Genomic DNA, 15,474 nt, shown 5'->3' with positions numbered 1-15,474 from the left:
ATAATCCTTGTTACAGAGAAAACTGTGCGCTTAAAGTCCAAATGTTCTGTTCGAAGCTATAACCTGGTCGGTTAGAGGTTTTATCTTGGTATTGCCAGTCGGCTTGCAGCTGTACCCAGCGTTTAATTTGATAATCGATACCAAAAGATAGGGTGTAGCGATCGTCGTTTCTGGTGATCCCCGTATAGTCATCTTGTTGATAAATAGCACCTAAGCGAGTTGCAAGGTAACTATTCCAATCGTGCTTGAGGTTCAGTCGATAACGAGTTTGTAGGTTGTAATCGCCATCTTGATCTGGGTTAACTGCCGCTTGAGTGGTTTTCACGCTGACTAGAGTTTGTTCTTGAGGCAACCATTCAAAGCCGATATCCCAACTAAAGCCTTTAAATGTCTCTCGGTGAGCGCTGTCAAAATCTTTGATTTGATAACCGAGTCGAGCGATGCCTTTGGTTTTTCCTGTGACTTCCCATTCGGCACCGGTGTAATAGAAACTGGTGTTGTTATCTTTGGATGGTTGCGAAGAATTTCGGTGCTGATAGTCGGTTACTATTTGTTTTGTCCCAACCAACCAATAGGTTCTTGGCGTCGCCCTTAAATAGAATTCCAAGTGTGCATTGGGGGCTCGAAAATCGTTGTATTTTGTTTTAGCGTTTGTGCGCCCAGGCAAGCCGTCACGGTAGTTTTGATAGGTTTTATCACTGTAGCCTAAACCGAATTCGAGTCTGCCTTTTGCACCGTTAGAGCCAAAGACATAATTGGTTTTGATATCGTTACGGTTGAACTCTATTGGTGAGTCGATTGCGCTACCATTACCTTCGGTAATATCTTCTCCTCGAACTTCATGCTGGGCGCGAAAACGGTAATCAACCACTAAACGATGACGATGATTGAACTCAAAAAAGTTGGAAAACTGAAAGGTATGATCGTCGAAGTCATTGCGGTCATCGGATGAAAAACCTGCTTTCAACTTGTATAAAATATCTGCGCGATAGCGATTCCTTTCTATACGTGCTAATAAGCTTGGCTCTATACCCCAAATATTGACCGATTCTACATTGCCGGATTCCTCCGCTTTGTTGATGTTGTCATCGCCCTCGTAGAAAGTTCTTACGAGGGGAATAAACTCAATGCCAGACTCAGTTTGGTAAGCCATCGGTTCTGCGAGTAAGCCAGTTGAAAACAGACTCAATGCTATTGCCATTGTCAGTTTCTTCATAATCTCAACCTTAGTAAGCGTTAGCACCAGTGAACCCTTTGAAAACGGTCATGAAGATGATTTTGATGTCCATCCAAACAGACCAGTGGTGGATGTAATCCAAATCAAACTCGACTCTCTTTTCCATTTTTTCTAAGGTGTCTGTTTCGCCGCGATAGCCATTAATTTGCGCCCAGCCAGTAATGCCCGGTTTTACTTTGTGACGTAGCATGTAGCGGTCAACAATCTGGCGATACTCTTCATTGTGTGCCACGGCATGAGGACGTGGACCAACAATAGACATGGTCCCTTGCAGTACATTGATAAATTGAGGCAGTTCGTCCAAAGAGGTGCGACGCAGAAAACCACCAAAAGGCGTAATGCGTGGGTCGTTCTTTGTCGCCTGTTTCACGTGAGGGCCTTGATCCATGGTTGTCATTGAACGGAATTTCCAGACTTCAATCTTGCGTCCATCGAGGCCGTAACGATGCTGTTTAAAAATGACCGGACCTTTAGAGGTCAGCTTAATGCCAATCGCAATGGTGAGCAGGACTGGAGAGATCAAGGCTAAAATAATGCTCGAAAACAAGATGTCTTCAAACCGTTTTACCCAGGAAGAAATTCCAGCAAATGGCGTATCAAATACGCTGAGCGTTTGAACTTGGCCGATTTGCGCCCAACGAGAATGCAAAAGGTTATAGGTAAAGAAGTCGGGAATCAGATACGTATTTGCGGTGGTGTCTGAGAATTGGTTAAGAAGCGATGCAATACGTTCTTTTGCGTGCATTGGCATTGCGATATAGACGTAATCCACTTCCCCTTTCTTGGCTCGCTCAAGAGCGTGGTCAACTGCCCCTTTAATAGGGTAAGCAGAATTTGGCAATCTGTCGGAAGAACGCTCATCGTAAAAGCCATCAAAAAGTACACCGTGTTCAGTGTGGTTTTGAATTTCGTTAGCAAGGGTAATGCCGTGAGGAGTTTGGCCGATGATGATCGCAGTACGAGTGTTGAATCCTTTTTTTCTTAAATAGGCTAATCCGGTACGGAATGTCACTCGCCATGCCAAAAGTAGAGCGGGCGTAATCGCAAACCACAATGCCAGAATAGTGTTATCAAATAAGTCATAGACTTCCGAAAAATACAGAACAATAAAGATAAGCGCGGAAGTTACTGCCCAGGCCACACAGACAATAATCATCTGCTCTTTAAACGAACTGGTTCGCCAAGAGCGGTACAGGTTGCCGCTTTCTGCCATAAATAGAAAGGAGATGCCTCCAACAAAAGCCAGTATGACGTAATCTTTCCCCATCGCAGTATTCATGTCTTTGAACACTAAAAGCAGCATAAAAGAGACGATGACAGCAAGATCTGAGATGCGATATAAAAAAGCGAACTCCATCTCGTGAGAGCGGATAAGTCCTTTTTGTTTCATGACTCAGTTTCCCTTCTTACACGCTACCGCCCTTGGGTGTCTCCCCCAATTGCCGTGTCGTGAGCGTTATTAGTAGTTGGTGAACAGAGCATTCTGTTGAATGCTTCTGAGTTTTTTGTCACGTGTAATTTCGTTGATAAGTGTAAAAATTTGCGTTGTTGAGGTAAGTGGAAATAAGAATGAAATTTAGACCTTTGGCTAAGTTTGGCGGGTTAGGAAAAAGCTGGTACTTACTCATGAGGGATGAGGAAAAGTATTAAAAATGAAGTATCAGTACAAAGACAATGGTTTATGTAAAGGTAGAAGAAACGGGTGATCTTATTCGTTAACGATTAATGATTTAGTATCGAATTACTTATATTTATTAGGATAAAAAAATCCCTCTCAAGTGAGAGGGATTTATTGTGAATCAGGACGAATGAATTATTCGACTTCTACGCCGTTTTCTTTGTATAGGCGGCGGCATGCACGACCATCACTGTGGAACAGGTGACAACGGTGTGCTGGAATACCAATCTCGATTTTATCGCCGGTATCGACTGCGAGAGTGTCAGGCTGACGGAAAATAACGTCCGCGTCCGCACCTTCTAGGTTTAGGTATACTTGAGTTTCGTTACCTAGCTTCTCAACAATCATCACTTCACCGTGAATGCTTGCATCAGCTTCAGAAGCGGATAATAGGTGCTCAGGGCGAATGCCTAAAGACATGCGGTCGCCACGGTTAACCGTCGTGCCATCCACTGGAATCCAGAAAGATACGCCATTAGATAGTTGAACTTTGACGCGCTCTGCTTCTACTTCATCAATGAATACGCTCATGAAGTTCATTTTCGGAGAACCGATAAAGCCTGCTACAAAGCGGTTTTGTGGGTAATGGTAAAGCTCAAGCGGCTTACCAACTTGCGATACATAACCGCCGTCTAGTACAACGATTTTATCTGCCATTGTCATTGCTTCTACCTGATCGTGCGTTACGTAGATCATGGTACAACCAAGTTGACGTTGTAGCTTAGTGATTTGCGCACGCATGTTTACACGCAGTGCGGCATCCAAGTTTGATAGTGGTTCATCCAGAAGGAATACATTAGGTTGTGATACCAGTGTTCGACCGATAGCCACACGTTGACGCTGACCACCTGAAAGCGCTTTTGGTTGGCGTTCAAGTAAGTGGCCCAATTGTAGAATTTCTGCAGCTTGCTCAACACGTTTGTCGATTTCTGCTTTGTCTGCTTTTGCTAATTTTAAGCCAAATGACATGTTGTCATATAAGTTAAGGTGTGGGTAAAGAGCGTAAGATTGGAATACCATACCAACACCACGTTTGGATGGTTCGACGTCATTCATGCGCTGGTCACCAATATACAAATCACCTGAAGTAATGTCTTCAAGACCGGCAATACAACGTAAAAGGGTAGATTTACCACAACCTGATGGACCTACGAAAACAACAAATTCACCTTCGTTGATTGTTAGGTCTACGTTCTTAGAAATCAGTACGTCGCCATACGCTTTACAAACATTTTTTAACGTGACACTCGCCATGTAGCTCGTCCTCGATCAATTTTTTATTATTCACCGCTCATCATTATATGAATTATCTAGCGAGCAGTAACAGTAGGAATCGGTAAGTTATTGCGGTTGGTAAGAAAAGTAGGGTAGCACTTCAATAAAATGTCCTGAATAGAAGTGCTACCCATCATAGCCAAGTACGAGTTTCTCTCCCCCACATTATTCGTGTTGTCTCCCCCGTGAAATAATTACCACAAACAACACCAATAATGACATTCCACTCGTCTGGCAATGCAAAACCAGCAAATCTTTTTCCTAATACGTAGGCACTGCTGGGAAAGGGTTCTTACCATCCACTCTTGGATGACTGAAGTTTGTAAGATTGTGCGAGGTGCGACATCCTCCTAATAGAAATAATTGTAGGGGGAGTAGGTAGGGAGGAGTAAAAAAGGAGGAGGAATAAAGCAGTTGGTCGGAAATCACATTATTGCACCACCTAAAGTTGAAACCGATCACAGGAAGTATCCGTTTTGTGATTTGAGTCTCTTACCCTTGGCGATTTAGATCACGAAAATACGTCATAATTGTAAGGGCGTAGGGATTAGGAGGATGAGACATATTGGATTATTTCAGATGATATATGTCGAAATACGGCTGAACCTCAATGGACTAGCCCTACATCAAAAATATAAAAAGGATACGAACATGAAAAAGTTAAGCGCTGTAGCACTAGGTACTCTTGTTGCTTTGGGTTCTTTTGGTGCTAATGCTGCCATCGAAGAAGGACAACTTACTATCTGGATCAACGGCGACAAAGGTTACAACGGCCTTGCTGAAGTTGGTAAAAAATTCGAAGAAGACACTGGCATTAAAGTGACAGTGGCTCACCCAGATGGCCTTCAAGACAAATTCCCTCAAACTGCAGCGACTGGTGACGGTCCTGACATCGTATTCTGGGCTCACGACCGTTTCGGTGGTTACGCAGAAGCTGGCCTGCTAGCAGAAATTAAACCTTCTAAGAACATTCAAGAAGGTATTGTTGATTTCGCTTGGGATGCTGTACGTTACGACGGCAAATTGATCGGCTACCCAGTTGCGGTTGAGTCTCTATCTCTAATCTACAACAAAGACCTAGTTCCAAACCCACCGAAGTCTTGGGAAGAAGTTGCAGCGCTAGATGCAAAACTTAAAAAAGACGGCAAGTCTGCAATCATGTGGAACCTAAAAGAACCGTACTTCACTTGGCCACTAATGGCTGCTGATGGCGGCTACGCGTTCAAATACACTTCTGAAGGTTACGATGTTAAAGACGCTGGTATCGCGAAAGAAGGCGTTAAAGACGCGATGAGCTTTGTAAAAGGCTTGGTAGACAAAGGCGTAATCTCTGCAGATATGGACTACTCAGTATCTGAGTCTGCATTCAACCAAGGCAAGACAGCGATGACGATCAACGGTCCATGGTCTTGGGGCAACATCGAGAAGTCTGGCGTTAACTACGGCGTGACTACGCTACCTAAGTTCCAAGGTCAATCTTCTAAGCCATTCGTTGGTGTTCTAACGGCTGGTATCAGCACTGCGTCTCCAAACAAAGACCTAGCGGTTGAGTTCATTGAGAACTACCTACTAACAAACGACGGCCTACGTATGGTTAACAACGATAAGCCTCTAGGTGCGGTAGCGCTTAACTCGTTCCAACGTGAACTAGATTCAGATACTCGTATTGCTGCGACAATGGACAACGCGATGAACGGCGAAATTATGCCAAACATTCCTCAAATGAACGCATTCTGGGGCGCGGCTAAGAACGCAATCATCAACGTAGTTGATGGTCGTCAAACTGTCGATGCAGCATTGGCAGACGCAGAAAAACAAATGACTAAATAATTAAGTAAGACCTTTTTAAGGAGGGGGCAACTCCTCCTTACTTTTCTATATTTATTCTATATTCGCTAGCAGGTTCCCTATGCAGTCAGTTCAAGGTACAAATGCTATGACAGCACCAGAAGCCAGCCTTCCGAGCAGCAAAAAAGTGTTCATGAAATGGTCACTTTTAGGCACAGTCGGCATTATCAATGGCTACGCAACAATCCTTATGTATTCACGCGGTGAGATTGCGTTTGCACTACTTACGATCATTCTTACCGCTTTAGCGTTGTTCATCTTTGGTAGTAAAAAGACGTACGCACACCGTTACATCTACCCTGGTATCGCAGGGATGATCCTTTTCATTCTTTTCCCTCTGGCGTACACCATAGGTTTGGCGTTTACCAACTACAGCGCGAAAAACCAACTCTCTTTTGATCGTGCGCAGAGCGTACTTTTGGACAGAACTTATCAAAGTGGTGATAGCTACCCGTTCACTTTATATAAAACGGATCAAGGACATCAGCTTGTGGTTGAAAAAGATGGTGAGCTACTTGCTACGCCCACTTTTCAACTAGATAGCCTTTCAGCATCGGATCTTGACCTATCGCCAATTGAAGAAGCTACGGGCGAGAAAGAATCAATCAAGACGATTGTCAAGAGCCGTAATACGTTGAGCAGTGTTGATTTACATCTGCCGAGCGGTGAAGACATCCGCATGAGCGGGTTACGTAAGTTTGCGGCAGTTGTGCCTTTGTACACGCTGCAAGAAGACGGCGAAACGCTTTACAACAATCGTACTGAAGAGACGTTACGTCCAAATATGGAAGTAGGTTACTACCAACCTGTCGATGAAAATGGTCAGTTTGTTGGTAGCACAGTGTCTCCTGGCTTTGTGGTGAACATTGGCACACACAACTTTGAGCGTGTGTGGAAAGATGATGGCATCAAAGAGCCGTTTATCAGTATCTTTATCTGGACGATTGTGTTCTCAGCACTCACCGTACTATTTACGCTTGTAATTGGTCTTGTTCTAGCAAGTGTTGTTCAGTGGGAAGCATTAAAAGGCCGCTCGGTTTACCGACTCTTACTGATTCTGCCTTATGCGGTACCGGCGTTTATTTCTATCTTGATCTTTAAAGGTTTGTTTAACCAAAGCTTTGGTGAGATCAACATGCTTCTGGAAGGTTTGTTCGGTATTAGCCCTGCTTGGTTCTCAGACCCGTTCATGGCGAAAACCATGATCCTGATTGTGAACACGTGGCTTGGTTTCCCTTACATGATGATTCTATGTATGGGTCTACTAAAAGCGATTCCTGATGATTTATATGAAGCGTCAGCAATTGATGGTGCGAACTTTATTACTAACTTTACTCGTATCACGCTACCAATGATGTTGAAGCCTTTAACACCACTGTTGATTGCGAGCTTTGCCTTCAACTTCAACAACTTCGTACTTATCCAGTTGTTGACAGGCGGTGGTCCAAACATGATTGGTACGTCAGAACCTGCGGGTTACACAGACCTATTGGTAAGTTACACCTACCGAATCGCATTCGAAGGTGCGGGCGGTCAAGACTTCGGTCTAGCAAGTGCAGTAGCAACACTTATCTTCCTATTGGTTGGCGCATTGGCACTTATCAACCTACGCGTAACTAAAGTAGCTCAGGACTAAGGAGAGATTACAATGGCAATGGTACAAGGCAAGTCATTAAAGTATCGTGTTTGGGCTACTCATATTGCGATGTGGGCATTCTTGGCACTGATTATTTTCCCTTTACTGATGATCATCGCGATTTCATTCCGTGAAGGTAACTTTGCAACGGGTAGCCTTATCCCAGACAACCCAACACTTGATCACTGGAAATTGGCATTAGGTTTCTCGGTGACTAATCCAGACGGTACAGTTACACCGCCACCATTCCCAGTCATGACATGGCTGTGGAACTCTGTAAAAGTGGGTGGTATTTCTGCAATCCTAATCGTGGCGCTATCAACCACATCGGCTTACGCGTTTGCTCGTATGAAGTTCAAAGGTAAGAACACCATTCTTAAAGCGATGATGATCTTCCAGATGTTCCCTGCGGTGTTGGCATTGGTTGCTCTGTACGCGTTGTTCGACAAACTGGGTCAGTACATTCCTTTCCTTGGCCTGAACACGCATGGCGGTCTGATCTTCGCGTACTTAGGTGGTATCGCACTGCACGTTTGGACCATTAAAGGCTACTTCGAAAGTATTGACTCGTCTCTAGAAGAAGCGGCGGCTCTTGATGGTGCGACACCATGGCAAGCATTCCGTTTGGTATTGCTGCCACTGTCTGTGCCAATCCTAGCGGTAGTATTCATCTTGTCGTTCATCATGGTAATTGGTGAAGTTCCTGTAGCATCACTACTACTTTCTGATGTAGACTCGTACACACTTGCAGTGGGTATGCAGCAATACCTATATCCACAAAACTACTTGTGGGGTGACTTTGCTGCAGCTGCTGTACTTTCAGCAGTGCCAATCACTGCCGTATTCTTACTTGCTCAACGCTGGTTGGTTGGTGGTCTAACCGCTGGTGGTGTGAAAGGATAATCTCTTGTGGTCTGAGATTGATAAGAATAACTAGAAAAGGGCGACCACATGGTCGCCCTTATACGTAGCGCGGATATTACAATTTTGGTTTGGCCGCCGATCAGTAATATCTTGGCTTTTATTGGCGTTACGCATAGCTGGCTGTTAGCTTAGTTCCTTACGATTCAATCACTAACAGTTTTTGTAACCATAACCTGAGTTTAGACTCAGGTTTTTTTATACCTGTTAAATACAGTTATTCAATAAGCGGATAAAGATTAGCGGCTTTGCAATGGATTACACAGGGCTTGAATAATGCCCTGCGTAGCACTTCACATAAATAACCTGAGTTCAGGTATCAGTAAAATTGAGGTAGGTAAGGATTAAAACTCTCGACTGGAGGGGGCACATCCAACGTATTGAAGCAGCGTGTATAAGCTTTCTTGCTGTAGTGCGACGCGACGAAATAAATTTGCAAAGGTGACATCACCGCCAAAGCAGGTTTGAATGTAATGGTTAATTTCTGTTTCGTTATACCCCTCGACGTACATGGTTCTTACCCACTGGTACTCGACCGCTTTTAAATTGGTCAACGTCTCTTCACTTAAGGTCGTTTCTTTTAGTCTCAAGATCCAAACTCTATCCAACTCCAAAATAGTGGATGGATTTAAGCAAAGCTAGGTGAAGGATTTATGACAGAGGAGGCCGAGTGTGAAGCAAATGGCAAAACCATGATGTTGCTCCACACTCTGGATATAAGTAACGTTGAGGTAGTCAATAGCGTTCTTAACGGATGTAGGTTACTTGAGATACTTTACGTGCGCTTCCATCTCTTCCCCGATTTCTTTGCGCATGTTCATAAGGCGGATAGCGGATTGTTCCAAGGCTTTATCTTCATCAGATTCTGGAACCCATTTCGGTACGTCGGTTGGTTTTCCGTTTTCATCCACAGCAACCATAATAACGATACAGTGAGTGGTAAGTCTGTTTTTCATTTGCTTTGGGTCACTGGCTTGCACGTCAATCGCGATGTGCATTGAGCTTCGTCCGGTATAAATGACTTTTGCGCTAACTTCGACTAAGTTGCCGACATGAATCGGCGCAACAAAACGAATACCACCTGCGTATGCAGTAATGCAATATTTGCCACTCCACGCTGCAGAGCAGGCGTAGGCTGCTAAGTCGATCCATTTCATTACGGCGCCGCCGTGCACTTTTCCGCCGAAATTGACGTCACTGGGTTCTGCTAAAAAGCGAAGGGTAATGTCTCTTTGACCACTGCTCATCTGTCTTTCCTTGATGGGTTATTGTTTTCCCAATTTAGCAGTAAGATGAATTTTCGGGAATAGCGAATGAAACAAAATATTAACTTTTATTCGAACGCTGGAAGTGACAAGCCACAGCGTAGCTCTGTGGCTTGGGGAACTGGGATTAATTGGCGGTGGAGGCAATCTCAGAATTGGGCAATGGCTTTCTGTGTCGTATTTTTATTTGCGACAGGATAACGCCAGAGATGACTAACAACCCACCAATAATGTGGTAAGCGTAAATTTTCTCACCAATCAACGTTGAAGCAAGTACGACAGAAACCACGGGCATTAAGTTCATGAACATGGCACTTGAATCAGCGCCAATTGAATCAATCGCTTTCACCCACATTAACGGCGCAAAAATGGAAGCCGCAATGCCAGCATAGGCGATTAATGGTAGCGCGTCTTGGCTTGGTAACAGTTGCTCACTAGAGAGCCAGAGTGGTGTAAGCATCACAACCGAGAAGAAGCCTTGCATGTAAACCAGAGTCAAACTACTGAAAGGCATCTTCCAGCGTTTTAGCAGCACGCAGTAAGCCGCGTATACCATGGCTGCAATCAGCATAAGGCTATCACCTTGGGTCATGTCTTGATGTAAAAAGTAGGTGATATCACCATGACCAAGCATAAACGCCAAGCCGCCGAGCGAAATCACACCACCGACGATACTTAACATTGATACAGACTTGCCTAACAGAGGAACACTTAAAAACACACTGATCAAAGGAACCAAAGAGGTAATCAGTGCCATGTTGGAAGCCGTTGTCGTTAAACCAGCGTAGTAGCCAAGTGATTGGTTGAGCACCATGCCAAGTAACGCAAGAAATGCCAGCTTAGTTAAGTAAGGTCGAATAATGTGTCGTTGTTTGATGATCGCAGGCAGACAAAATGGAGTTAGAAGTACCATTGCGACAAACCAACGATAGAAACTCATCGCACTTGGTTCAATGGCGCTTGCTGCCATCTTATTCACAATTGAGTTACCACCCCAAATCATAACGGTGAAAAACGGAAGTAAATAAATCATGAGAACCCTATAGCACAATTATTGATGGCGCTAGTCTGGCAGGTCTTTATAATAAAAAGTATCTCTTAAAAGACATCGTAAGCGATAGGAAGACAATTTTGAAAAAGAGCGCCAGAAATCTTCATCCCTCATTATCAATCGACCGCGCACCATCGGATGTATTTATGAATTTTGAAGCCTTTCTCTCTAATACAGAAACGCGAATTCATAGCCATCCTTGGGGGCAAGTGCAGCTGATCAGCGGTGGGATCCTAGAGATGGATGCAGAAGATACAAGATTTCTAGCGCCTCCGCATCTTGCAATTTGGGTTCCTGCTGGTATCCGTCATACTAGTTACAACCGTAAACCTATCGAATATTGTTCTTTGAACATTGCCCCTGAATTGACGGCGCACTTTCCTACCAAAACGAGTCTGATCAAAGTGACTCCAATCGTGTCGTCCATTATTGAGGACTTTCGTCAACGAGACATTAACGTGGCGCAAAGTGATGAAGACAAGCGATTGGTACAAGTGTTATTGGACCAGCTTGCAAAGCAAGAAGTGGAACACCACTTTTTACCAACGACCGATAATAAGTATCTTGAACCGATTTTAAAAGCAGTAGAAGAATCGCCGACGGATGAGATCAGTTTGGCGGAGTGGGCGGAAAAAGTGCATACCACAGAACGCACGTTAGCGAGACATTGCCAGAGTGAGTTGGGCATGAGCTTTACTGAGTGGCGCTTACGTGTGCGATATTTACATTCTATGGAGTTGCTGCGTAAAGGGCAGACCGTAAAGGAAGTCGCGCTAACGTTAGGTTATAACCAAGCCAGCCCTTTTATCGCGATGTTCAAGAAATACTCCGGCATGACACCGGAGCAATATAAGAACCGCTTATTATAACTGAGCCAGAACGTAATTCAGACCACCGACCACGGCTGCAACTTGCGCATCGTTGCACTCTTCGTCGGTCACCGTTGGGCTGTCTGGGTAGACTTCCGTTGTCGTGCCGTAAACGCAATTTGTTACGCCGCCACACAGACCCAGCTTCACCATTGGGTAGTTGATAACGCCAAACTGTACGACTGGTGAACCAATGATTTCGCCATTTTCATCTGCAGGTGCAATGTGAGTCACTTTCGCAACCGATTCAATCACCGCTTTTTGAAACTCGGGTTGAGGGTTTTCACTATCTCCAACTGTGTAAAAACCGTCTGGGATCATGCCCTCGATGTACTCAATGCCATCACGAGCGGCAAGCGCAGGACGGAACTCTGTTTCATCGGAGTCTGTCGTCTCGTGCAAATCAATGTGCATTAATACATCGCCTAATGTCGCAACGAGCTTCATGAGGTTGGCAGATTCTTCGGCAGGGCTATCCTTATAGAAAGAGCGGTTTGGATCAATCGCGTTTGGGTTCCAGCGGTTGATCACCTCGTAACCCCAAGGGCTCACGCAAGGTGCAACGACAATATTGAAATGCTCTGCGTAGCGCTCTGCTTCTGTTTCTACAAACTTTAAAGCGCCATGTACACCACTCGTCTCGTAACCGTGCACGCCACCTGTGACCAAAACAACAGGCTTCGTTGAATCCCAGTTGCGAGTTTTGATACAAAACAGAGGGAAACGTGCCTCGTTGTATGAGAGCGCACCGTATTGTTCAACATCAAAACGCTCGCGTAGGGCATCGATTTTACTGACGACTTCATCTTGGTAGCTACGTTTTACTTCTTGCGTTGCTAACCAAGCTTTACGTTCCTCTTCGCTCCAAGGTTGGCCAGGGGTACCGATTGGGTAAATGTATCCACTTTTCATCTATACTTTTTCTTTTGACTGCTGAAAGGTACCACAAGACTAGACCTGTCTTATCTTAACGGCAATATAAAACACCATTTGGGATAGTATTCTTTGCAAAATCATCACTTTGATGAGTGATTTATTGGTGTTACATTTTGTTACTCACTCAATTTCATATAAGAGACAAAAAATGGCTGGAGCAAGTTTACTCACACTGTTGGATGATATTGCCACGGTACTCGACGATGTCGCCTTAATGTCGAAAATGGCGGCAAAGAAAACCGCAGGTGTGTTGGGTGATGACCTAGCGTTAAACGCTCAACAAGTGTCTGGTGTTGCATCTGAGCGAGAAATTCCAGTGGTTTGGGCGGTTGCGAAAGGCTCGTTCAAAAACAAATTGATTTTAGTTCCTTCAGCATTGCTAATTAGCGCGATTATTCCATGGCTTATCATGCCACTATTGCTAATTGGCGGCTTGTTTCTCTGCTTTGAAGGGGCAGAAAAGGTGCTTGAGAAAGTATTCCCTCACTCCCATCCGCACGAAGAAAAAGAAGAGTTAGTTAATACTGGCGAGTCGATAGAAGAGTATGAAAAACGCAAAGTTGCTGGTGCGATTCGAACGGACTTTATTCTTTCAGCGGAAATCATTGTGATTGCGTTGGGTACCGTGACTGGGGCGAGCCTTGTGACGCAAATCTTAGTGGTGAGCTTAATTGCAGTCATCATGACCATTGGTGTTTATGGCTTAGTAGCAGGCATCGTGAAATTGGATGACTTGGGCTTCTACCTTGAAATTCGCTCAAAAGGTAAGGGCTGGATGGCGAAAGTCGGCAGTGCTTTAGTTGCTTTTGCACCAAAGCTGATGAAGTTGTTAACGATTGTGGGAACTGCCGCGATGTTTTTAGTCGGCGGGGGGATTGTAGTGCACAACGTACCTGCCATTCATCACTTTGTAGAGCCGATTATTATGAACTTTAGTGGTCATTCGGTTGCTACAGCGATTCTGCCTATTTTGCTTAACGGCATTATCGGCTTTGTGGCGGGGTTGATTGTGGTTGCTGTGTGGGCTGCTGTAGAAAAAATTCGCGGCCACTAATAATCACAGCTCAAAACAAGAAAAGAACAACAAGGGTCATGACTTCTTTTCACAGAAAGGCATGACCCTCTTTTATGGATGGAACGTCAGTAAAGTACTTACTTCACTTTCCATTCGATCTGTTCATTTGCTCGAATAGGCACAACGATATCATTGCCAAATGGCATCGTTTCCGGCACATCCCAAGCGGATTTTTCTAACGTTACCGTATCTGTGTTGCGCGCAATGCCGTAAAAATCAGGACCATTGAAGCTTGCAAACGCTTCCAAGTTTTCCAGCTTGCCTTCATTCTCGAATACTTCTGCATAAAGCTCTAGCGCTGCGTGTGCGGTGTAAGAACCAGCACAACCGCAAGCTGACTCTTTTGCCCCTTTCGCATGTGGCGCAGAGTCAGTACCTAGGAAGAACTTCTTGCTACCACTGGTTGCAGCTTCGATCAGCGCTTGCTGGTGGGTGCTGCGCTTAAGAATTGGCAAACAGTAGAAATGAGGCTTAATACCACCCACAAGCATATGGTTACGGTTGAAAAGAAGGTGGTGAGCAGTGATGGTAGCAGCTACGTTATCTGAGGCGTTATTAACGAAGTTTGCTGCGTCGGCAGTGGTGATGTGTTCTAGAACGATTTTAAGATTAGGGAAGTCATTGACGATAGGAGCGAGGACAGTATCAAGGAATTCTTTCTCTCGGTCGAAGATATCAACATCGTGATGTGTTACTTCGCCATGAACCAGAAGTAACATTCCGACTTCTTCCATTGCTTCGAGAACGTGGTAAATGTTCTTCGCATTGGTCACACCGGAATCTGAGTTTGTGGTAGCGCCTGCAGGATAAAGCTTGGCAGCAACAATGTTTCCGGTGGCTTTAGCCTTACGTATTTCATCTGGTGTGGTGTTGTCTGTGAGGTAAAGCGCCATCAAAGGTTCAAACTGTTCGCCATGTTGCTCTTTTAGAATTCGGTCACGGTAGGCTAGGGCGAGCTCAGTTGTAGTAACTGGTGGGACGGTATTTGGCATGATCAGCGCACGGCCATTGTAGCGGCTGATGTCGCGAACGGTGTCTTTAAGAACTTCCCCATCGCGTAAGTGAACGTGCCAGTCGTCAGGACGAGTGATTGTCAGTGTTGTCATTAATTGCTCCCACCATTGAAAAGTTGTCTGATTGGAGCCCAAGCGCCGTATTTGCTTTTGAGCAAACGCTTGCGCTTAGGCGACAGGATGATAGAGGAATTGCCCTCACATTTCATCCCATTTTTCACTTTTCTACAGAGTGAGAGTGTAAGTGATTACTTCATTGTTAACCAAAGCGCGTGGATCGTACCCGGCAGAAAGAAGAAACACGTCAATATTAGGTTAATCAAAAAGTCTTTATTTAGACCTTTCTCCATAAACACCGCGACAGGCGGAAGAAAGATACATAACAAAATCAGAACCAGTTTTCTTGTATCCATAATTAAGCTCCAAATCAATAAATGGGGGCAGTGATAACTCAGATGAATTATGTGTGCCGTATCACACTTTATCAAACGGTATTTGGTCAGAACGATGTTAAAAAACGCGAATGTTGAGTGTAGTAAATACTTGTCGCTCAAACCAAATTTATAAGAATAGCATTCAGAAAAAATTGAGTTGGATGAAGCGGCAATAGACTCTGCACCTTAATGTGATTTGGGTATACAATACTGCAACAAATAAAAAACACCCTGTA

14 protein-coding genes are annotated in these 15,474 nt (G+C 44.5%); 5 read left to right on the top strand and 9 right to left on the bottom strand.

Going from position 1 to position 15,474, the window contains the following annotated elements; genetic code table 11:
• Nucleotides 1–10 precede the first annotated feature (10 nt).
• The 3 genes from MSG33_RS05810 to malK form a co-directional block, all read right to left on the bottom strand.
• A complete protein-coding gene (locus MSG33_RS05810; protein WP_065645719.1) occupies nt 11–1,216 on the bottom strand; it encodes an outer membrane beta-barrel protein in 1,206 nt (401 codons plus the stop codon).
• Nucleotides 1,217–1,226: 10 nt separating this feature from the next.
• Complete coding sequence (locus MSG33_RS05805) at nt 1,227–2,627, bottom strand: undecaprenyl-phosphate glucose phosphotransferase (protein WP_005392488.1); 1,401 nt, start codon at nt 2,625–2,627, stop codon at nt 1,227–1,229.
• 423 nt (nt 2,628–3,050) lie between these two features.
• Nucleotides 3,051–4,169 carry a maltose/maltodextrin ABC transporter ATP-binding protein MalK gene (gene malK / locus MSG33_RS05800; protein WP_005375271.1) on the bottom strand — a complete coding sequence of 373 codons (1,119 nt, stop codon included), beginning with the start codon at nt 4,167–4,169 and terminating at the stop codon, nt 3,051–3,053.
• Between the two features lie 672 nt (nt 4,170–4,841).
• On the opposite strand from malK, the gene malE reads away from it, so the two are divergent.
• The 3 genes from malE (at nt 4,842) to malG (ending at nt 8,577) form a co-directional block, all read left to right on the top strand.
• Nucleotides 4,842–6,020 carry a maltose/maltodextrin ABC transporter substrate-binding protein MalE gene (gene malE, locus MSG33_RS05795; protein WP_005375272.1) on the top strand — a complete coding sequence of 393 codons (1,179 nt, stop codon included), beginning with the start codon at nt 4,842–4,844 and terminating at the stop codon, nt 6,018–6,020.
• A 79-nt stretch (nt 6,021–6,099) separates the two neighbouring features.
• Nucleotides 6,100–7,674: a maltose ABC transporter permease MalF gene (malF, locus tag MSG33_RS05790; protein ID WP_031780258.1), complete on the top strand. Its 1,575-nt coding sequence runs from the start codon at nt 6,100–6,102 to the stop codon at nt 7,672–7,674.
• Between the two features lie 12 nt (nt 7,675–7,686).
• Nucleotides 7,687–8,577 (top strand): maltose ABC transporter permease MalG, encoded by an 891-nt coding sequence (malG, locus tag MSG33_RS05785; RefSeq protein ID WP_005375275.1) that lies wholly within the window; start codon nt 7,687–7,689, stop codon nt 8,575–8,577.
• Between the two features lie 362 nt (nt 8,578–8,939).
• On the opposite strand, the gene MSG33_RS05780 is transcribed toward malG, so the two are convergent.
• The 3 genes from MSG33_RS05780 to MSG33_RS05770 form a co-directional block, all read right to left on the bottom strand.
• Complete coding sequence (locus MSG33_RS05780; protein WP_005375277.1) at nt 8,940–9,185, bottom strand: hypothetical protein; 246 nt, start codon at nt 9,183–9,185, stop codon at nt 8,940–8,942.
• A gap of 171 nt (nt 9,186–9,356) precedes the next feature.
• Nucleotides 9,357–9,842 carry an acyl-CoA thioesterase gene (locus MSG33_RS05775; protein ID WP_005392490.1) on the bottom strand — a complete coding sequence of 162 codons (486 nt, stop codon included), beginning with the start codon at nt 9,840–9,842 and terminating at the stop codon, nt 9,357–9,359.
• Nucleotides 9,843–9,987: 145 nt separating this feature from the next.
• Nucleotides 9,988–10,893: a DMT family transporter gene (locus MSG33_RS05770; RefSeq protein ID WP_074189861.1), complete on the bottom strand. Its 906-nt coding sequence runs from the start codon at nt 10,891–10,893 to the stop codon at nt 9,988–9,990.
• 98 nt (nt 10,894–10,991) lie between these two features.
• Between MSG33_RS05770 and MSG33_RS05765 the strand changes: the two genes are divergently transcribed.
• Nucleotides 10,992–11,780, top strand: coding sequence for a helix-turn-helix transcriptional regulator (locus MSG33_RS05765; RefSeq protein WP_048625321.1), 789 nt, complete (start codon nt 10,992–10,994; stop codon nt 11,778–11,780).
• Here MSG33_RS05765 and MSG33_RS05760 read toward each other — a convergent pair.
• A complete protein-coding gene (locus MSG33_RS05760) occupies nt 11,775–12,692 on the bottom strand; it encodes a M14 family metallocarboxypeptidase (protein ID WP_104972838.1) in 918 nt (305 codons plus the stop codon). The genes MSG33_RS05765 and MSG33_RS05760 overlap by 6 nt on opposite strands.
• Before the next feature lie 172 nt (nt 12,693–12,864).
• Between MSG33_RS05760 and MSG33_RS05755 the strand changes: the two genes are divergently transcribed.
• Entirely contained in the window at nt 12,865–13,770 is a 906-nt protein-coding gene (locus MSG33_RS05755) for a DUF808 domain-containing protein (protein ID WP_005392495.1), read from the top strand.
• Nucleotides 13,771–13,868: 98 nt separating this feature from the next.
• Here the strand turns inward: MSG33_RS05755 and pyrC are convergent, their stop codons facing one another.
• Together pyrC and MSG33_RS05745 are read right to left on the bottom strand one after the other, a co-directional pair.
• Nucleotides 13,869–14,897, bottom strand: a complete 1,029-nt coding sequence (gene pyrC, locus MSG33_RS05750; RefSeq protein ID WP_046873770.1) for a dihydroorotase — start codon at nt 14,895–14,897, stop codon at nt 13,869–13,871.
• A gap of 155 nt (nt 14,898–15,052) precedes the next feature.
• The gene (locus tag MSG33_RS05745) at nt 15,053–15,217 is read right to left on the bottom strand and encodes a YqaE/Pmp3 family membrane protein (RefSeq protein WP_005375297.1); all 165 of its coding nucleotides are present in this window, start codon (nt 15,215–15,217) and stop codon (nt 15,053–15,055) included.
• Between the last annotated feature and the right edge of the window lie 257 nt (nt 15,218–15,474).

The sequence above is a fragment of the Vibrio sp. 1CM7H genome, assembly GCF_023161645.1.
Lineage (GTDB): Bacteria > Pseudomonadota > Gammaproteobacteria > Enterobacterales > Vibrionaceae > Vibrio > Vibrio diabolicus.
The sequence above is the reverse complement of the archived record's forward strand: the minus strand, read 5'-3'. Positions and strand labels throughout refer to the sequence as shown.

Bases quoted from the DNA above. Each gene is read 5' to 3' on its own strand.
- MSG33_RS05810 (WP_065645719.1), bottom strand. From the start codon at position 1,216: ATGAAGAAACTGACAATGGCAATAGCATTGAGTCTGTTTTCAACTGGC.
- MSG33_RS05805 (WP_005392488.1), bottom strand. From the start codon at position 2,627: ATGAAACAAAAAGGACTTATCCGCTCTCACGAGATGGAGTTCGCTTTT.
- malK (WP_005375271.1), bottom strand. From the start codon at position 4,169: ATGGCGAGTGTCACGTTAAAAAATGTTTGTAAAGCGTATGGCGACGTA.
- malE (WP_005375272.1), top strand. From the start codon at position 4,842: ATGAAAAAGTTAAGCGCTGTAGCACTAGGTACTCTTGTTGCTTTGGGT.
- malF (WP_031780258.1), top strand. From the start codon at position 6,100: ATGCAGTCAGTTCAAGGTACAAATGCTATGACAGCACCAGAAGCCAGC.
- malG (WP_005375275.1), top strand. From the start codon at position 7,687: ATGGCAATGGTACAAGGCAAGTCATTAAAGTATCGTGTTTGGGCTACT.
- MSG33_RS05775 (WP_005392490.1), bottom strand. From the start codon at position 9,842: ATGAGCAGTGGTCAAAGAGACATTACCCTTCGCTTTTTAGCAGAACCC.
- MSG33_RS05770 (WP_074189861.1), bottom strand. From the start codon at position 10,893: ATGATTTATTTACTTCCGTTTTTCACCGTTATGATTTGGGGTGGTAAC.
- MSG33_RS05760 (WP_104972838.1), bottom strand. From the start codon at position 12,692: ATGAAAAGTGGATACATTTACCCAATCGGTACCCCTGGCCAACCTTGG.
- MSG33_RS05755 (WP_005392495.1), top strand. From the start codon at position 12,865: ATGGCTGGAGCAAGTTTACTCACACTGTTGGATGATATTGCCACGGTA.
- pyrC (WP_046873770.1), bottom strand. From the start codon at position 14,897: ATGACAACACTGACAATCACTCGTCCTGACGACTGGCACGTTCACTTA.
- MSG33_RS05745 (WP_005375297.1), bottom strand. From the start codon at position 15,217: ATGGATACAAGAAAACTGGTTCTGATTTTGTTATGTATCTTTCTTCCG.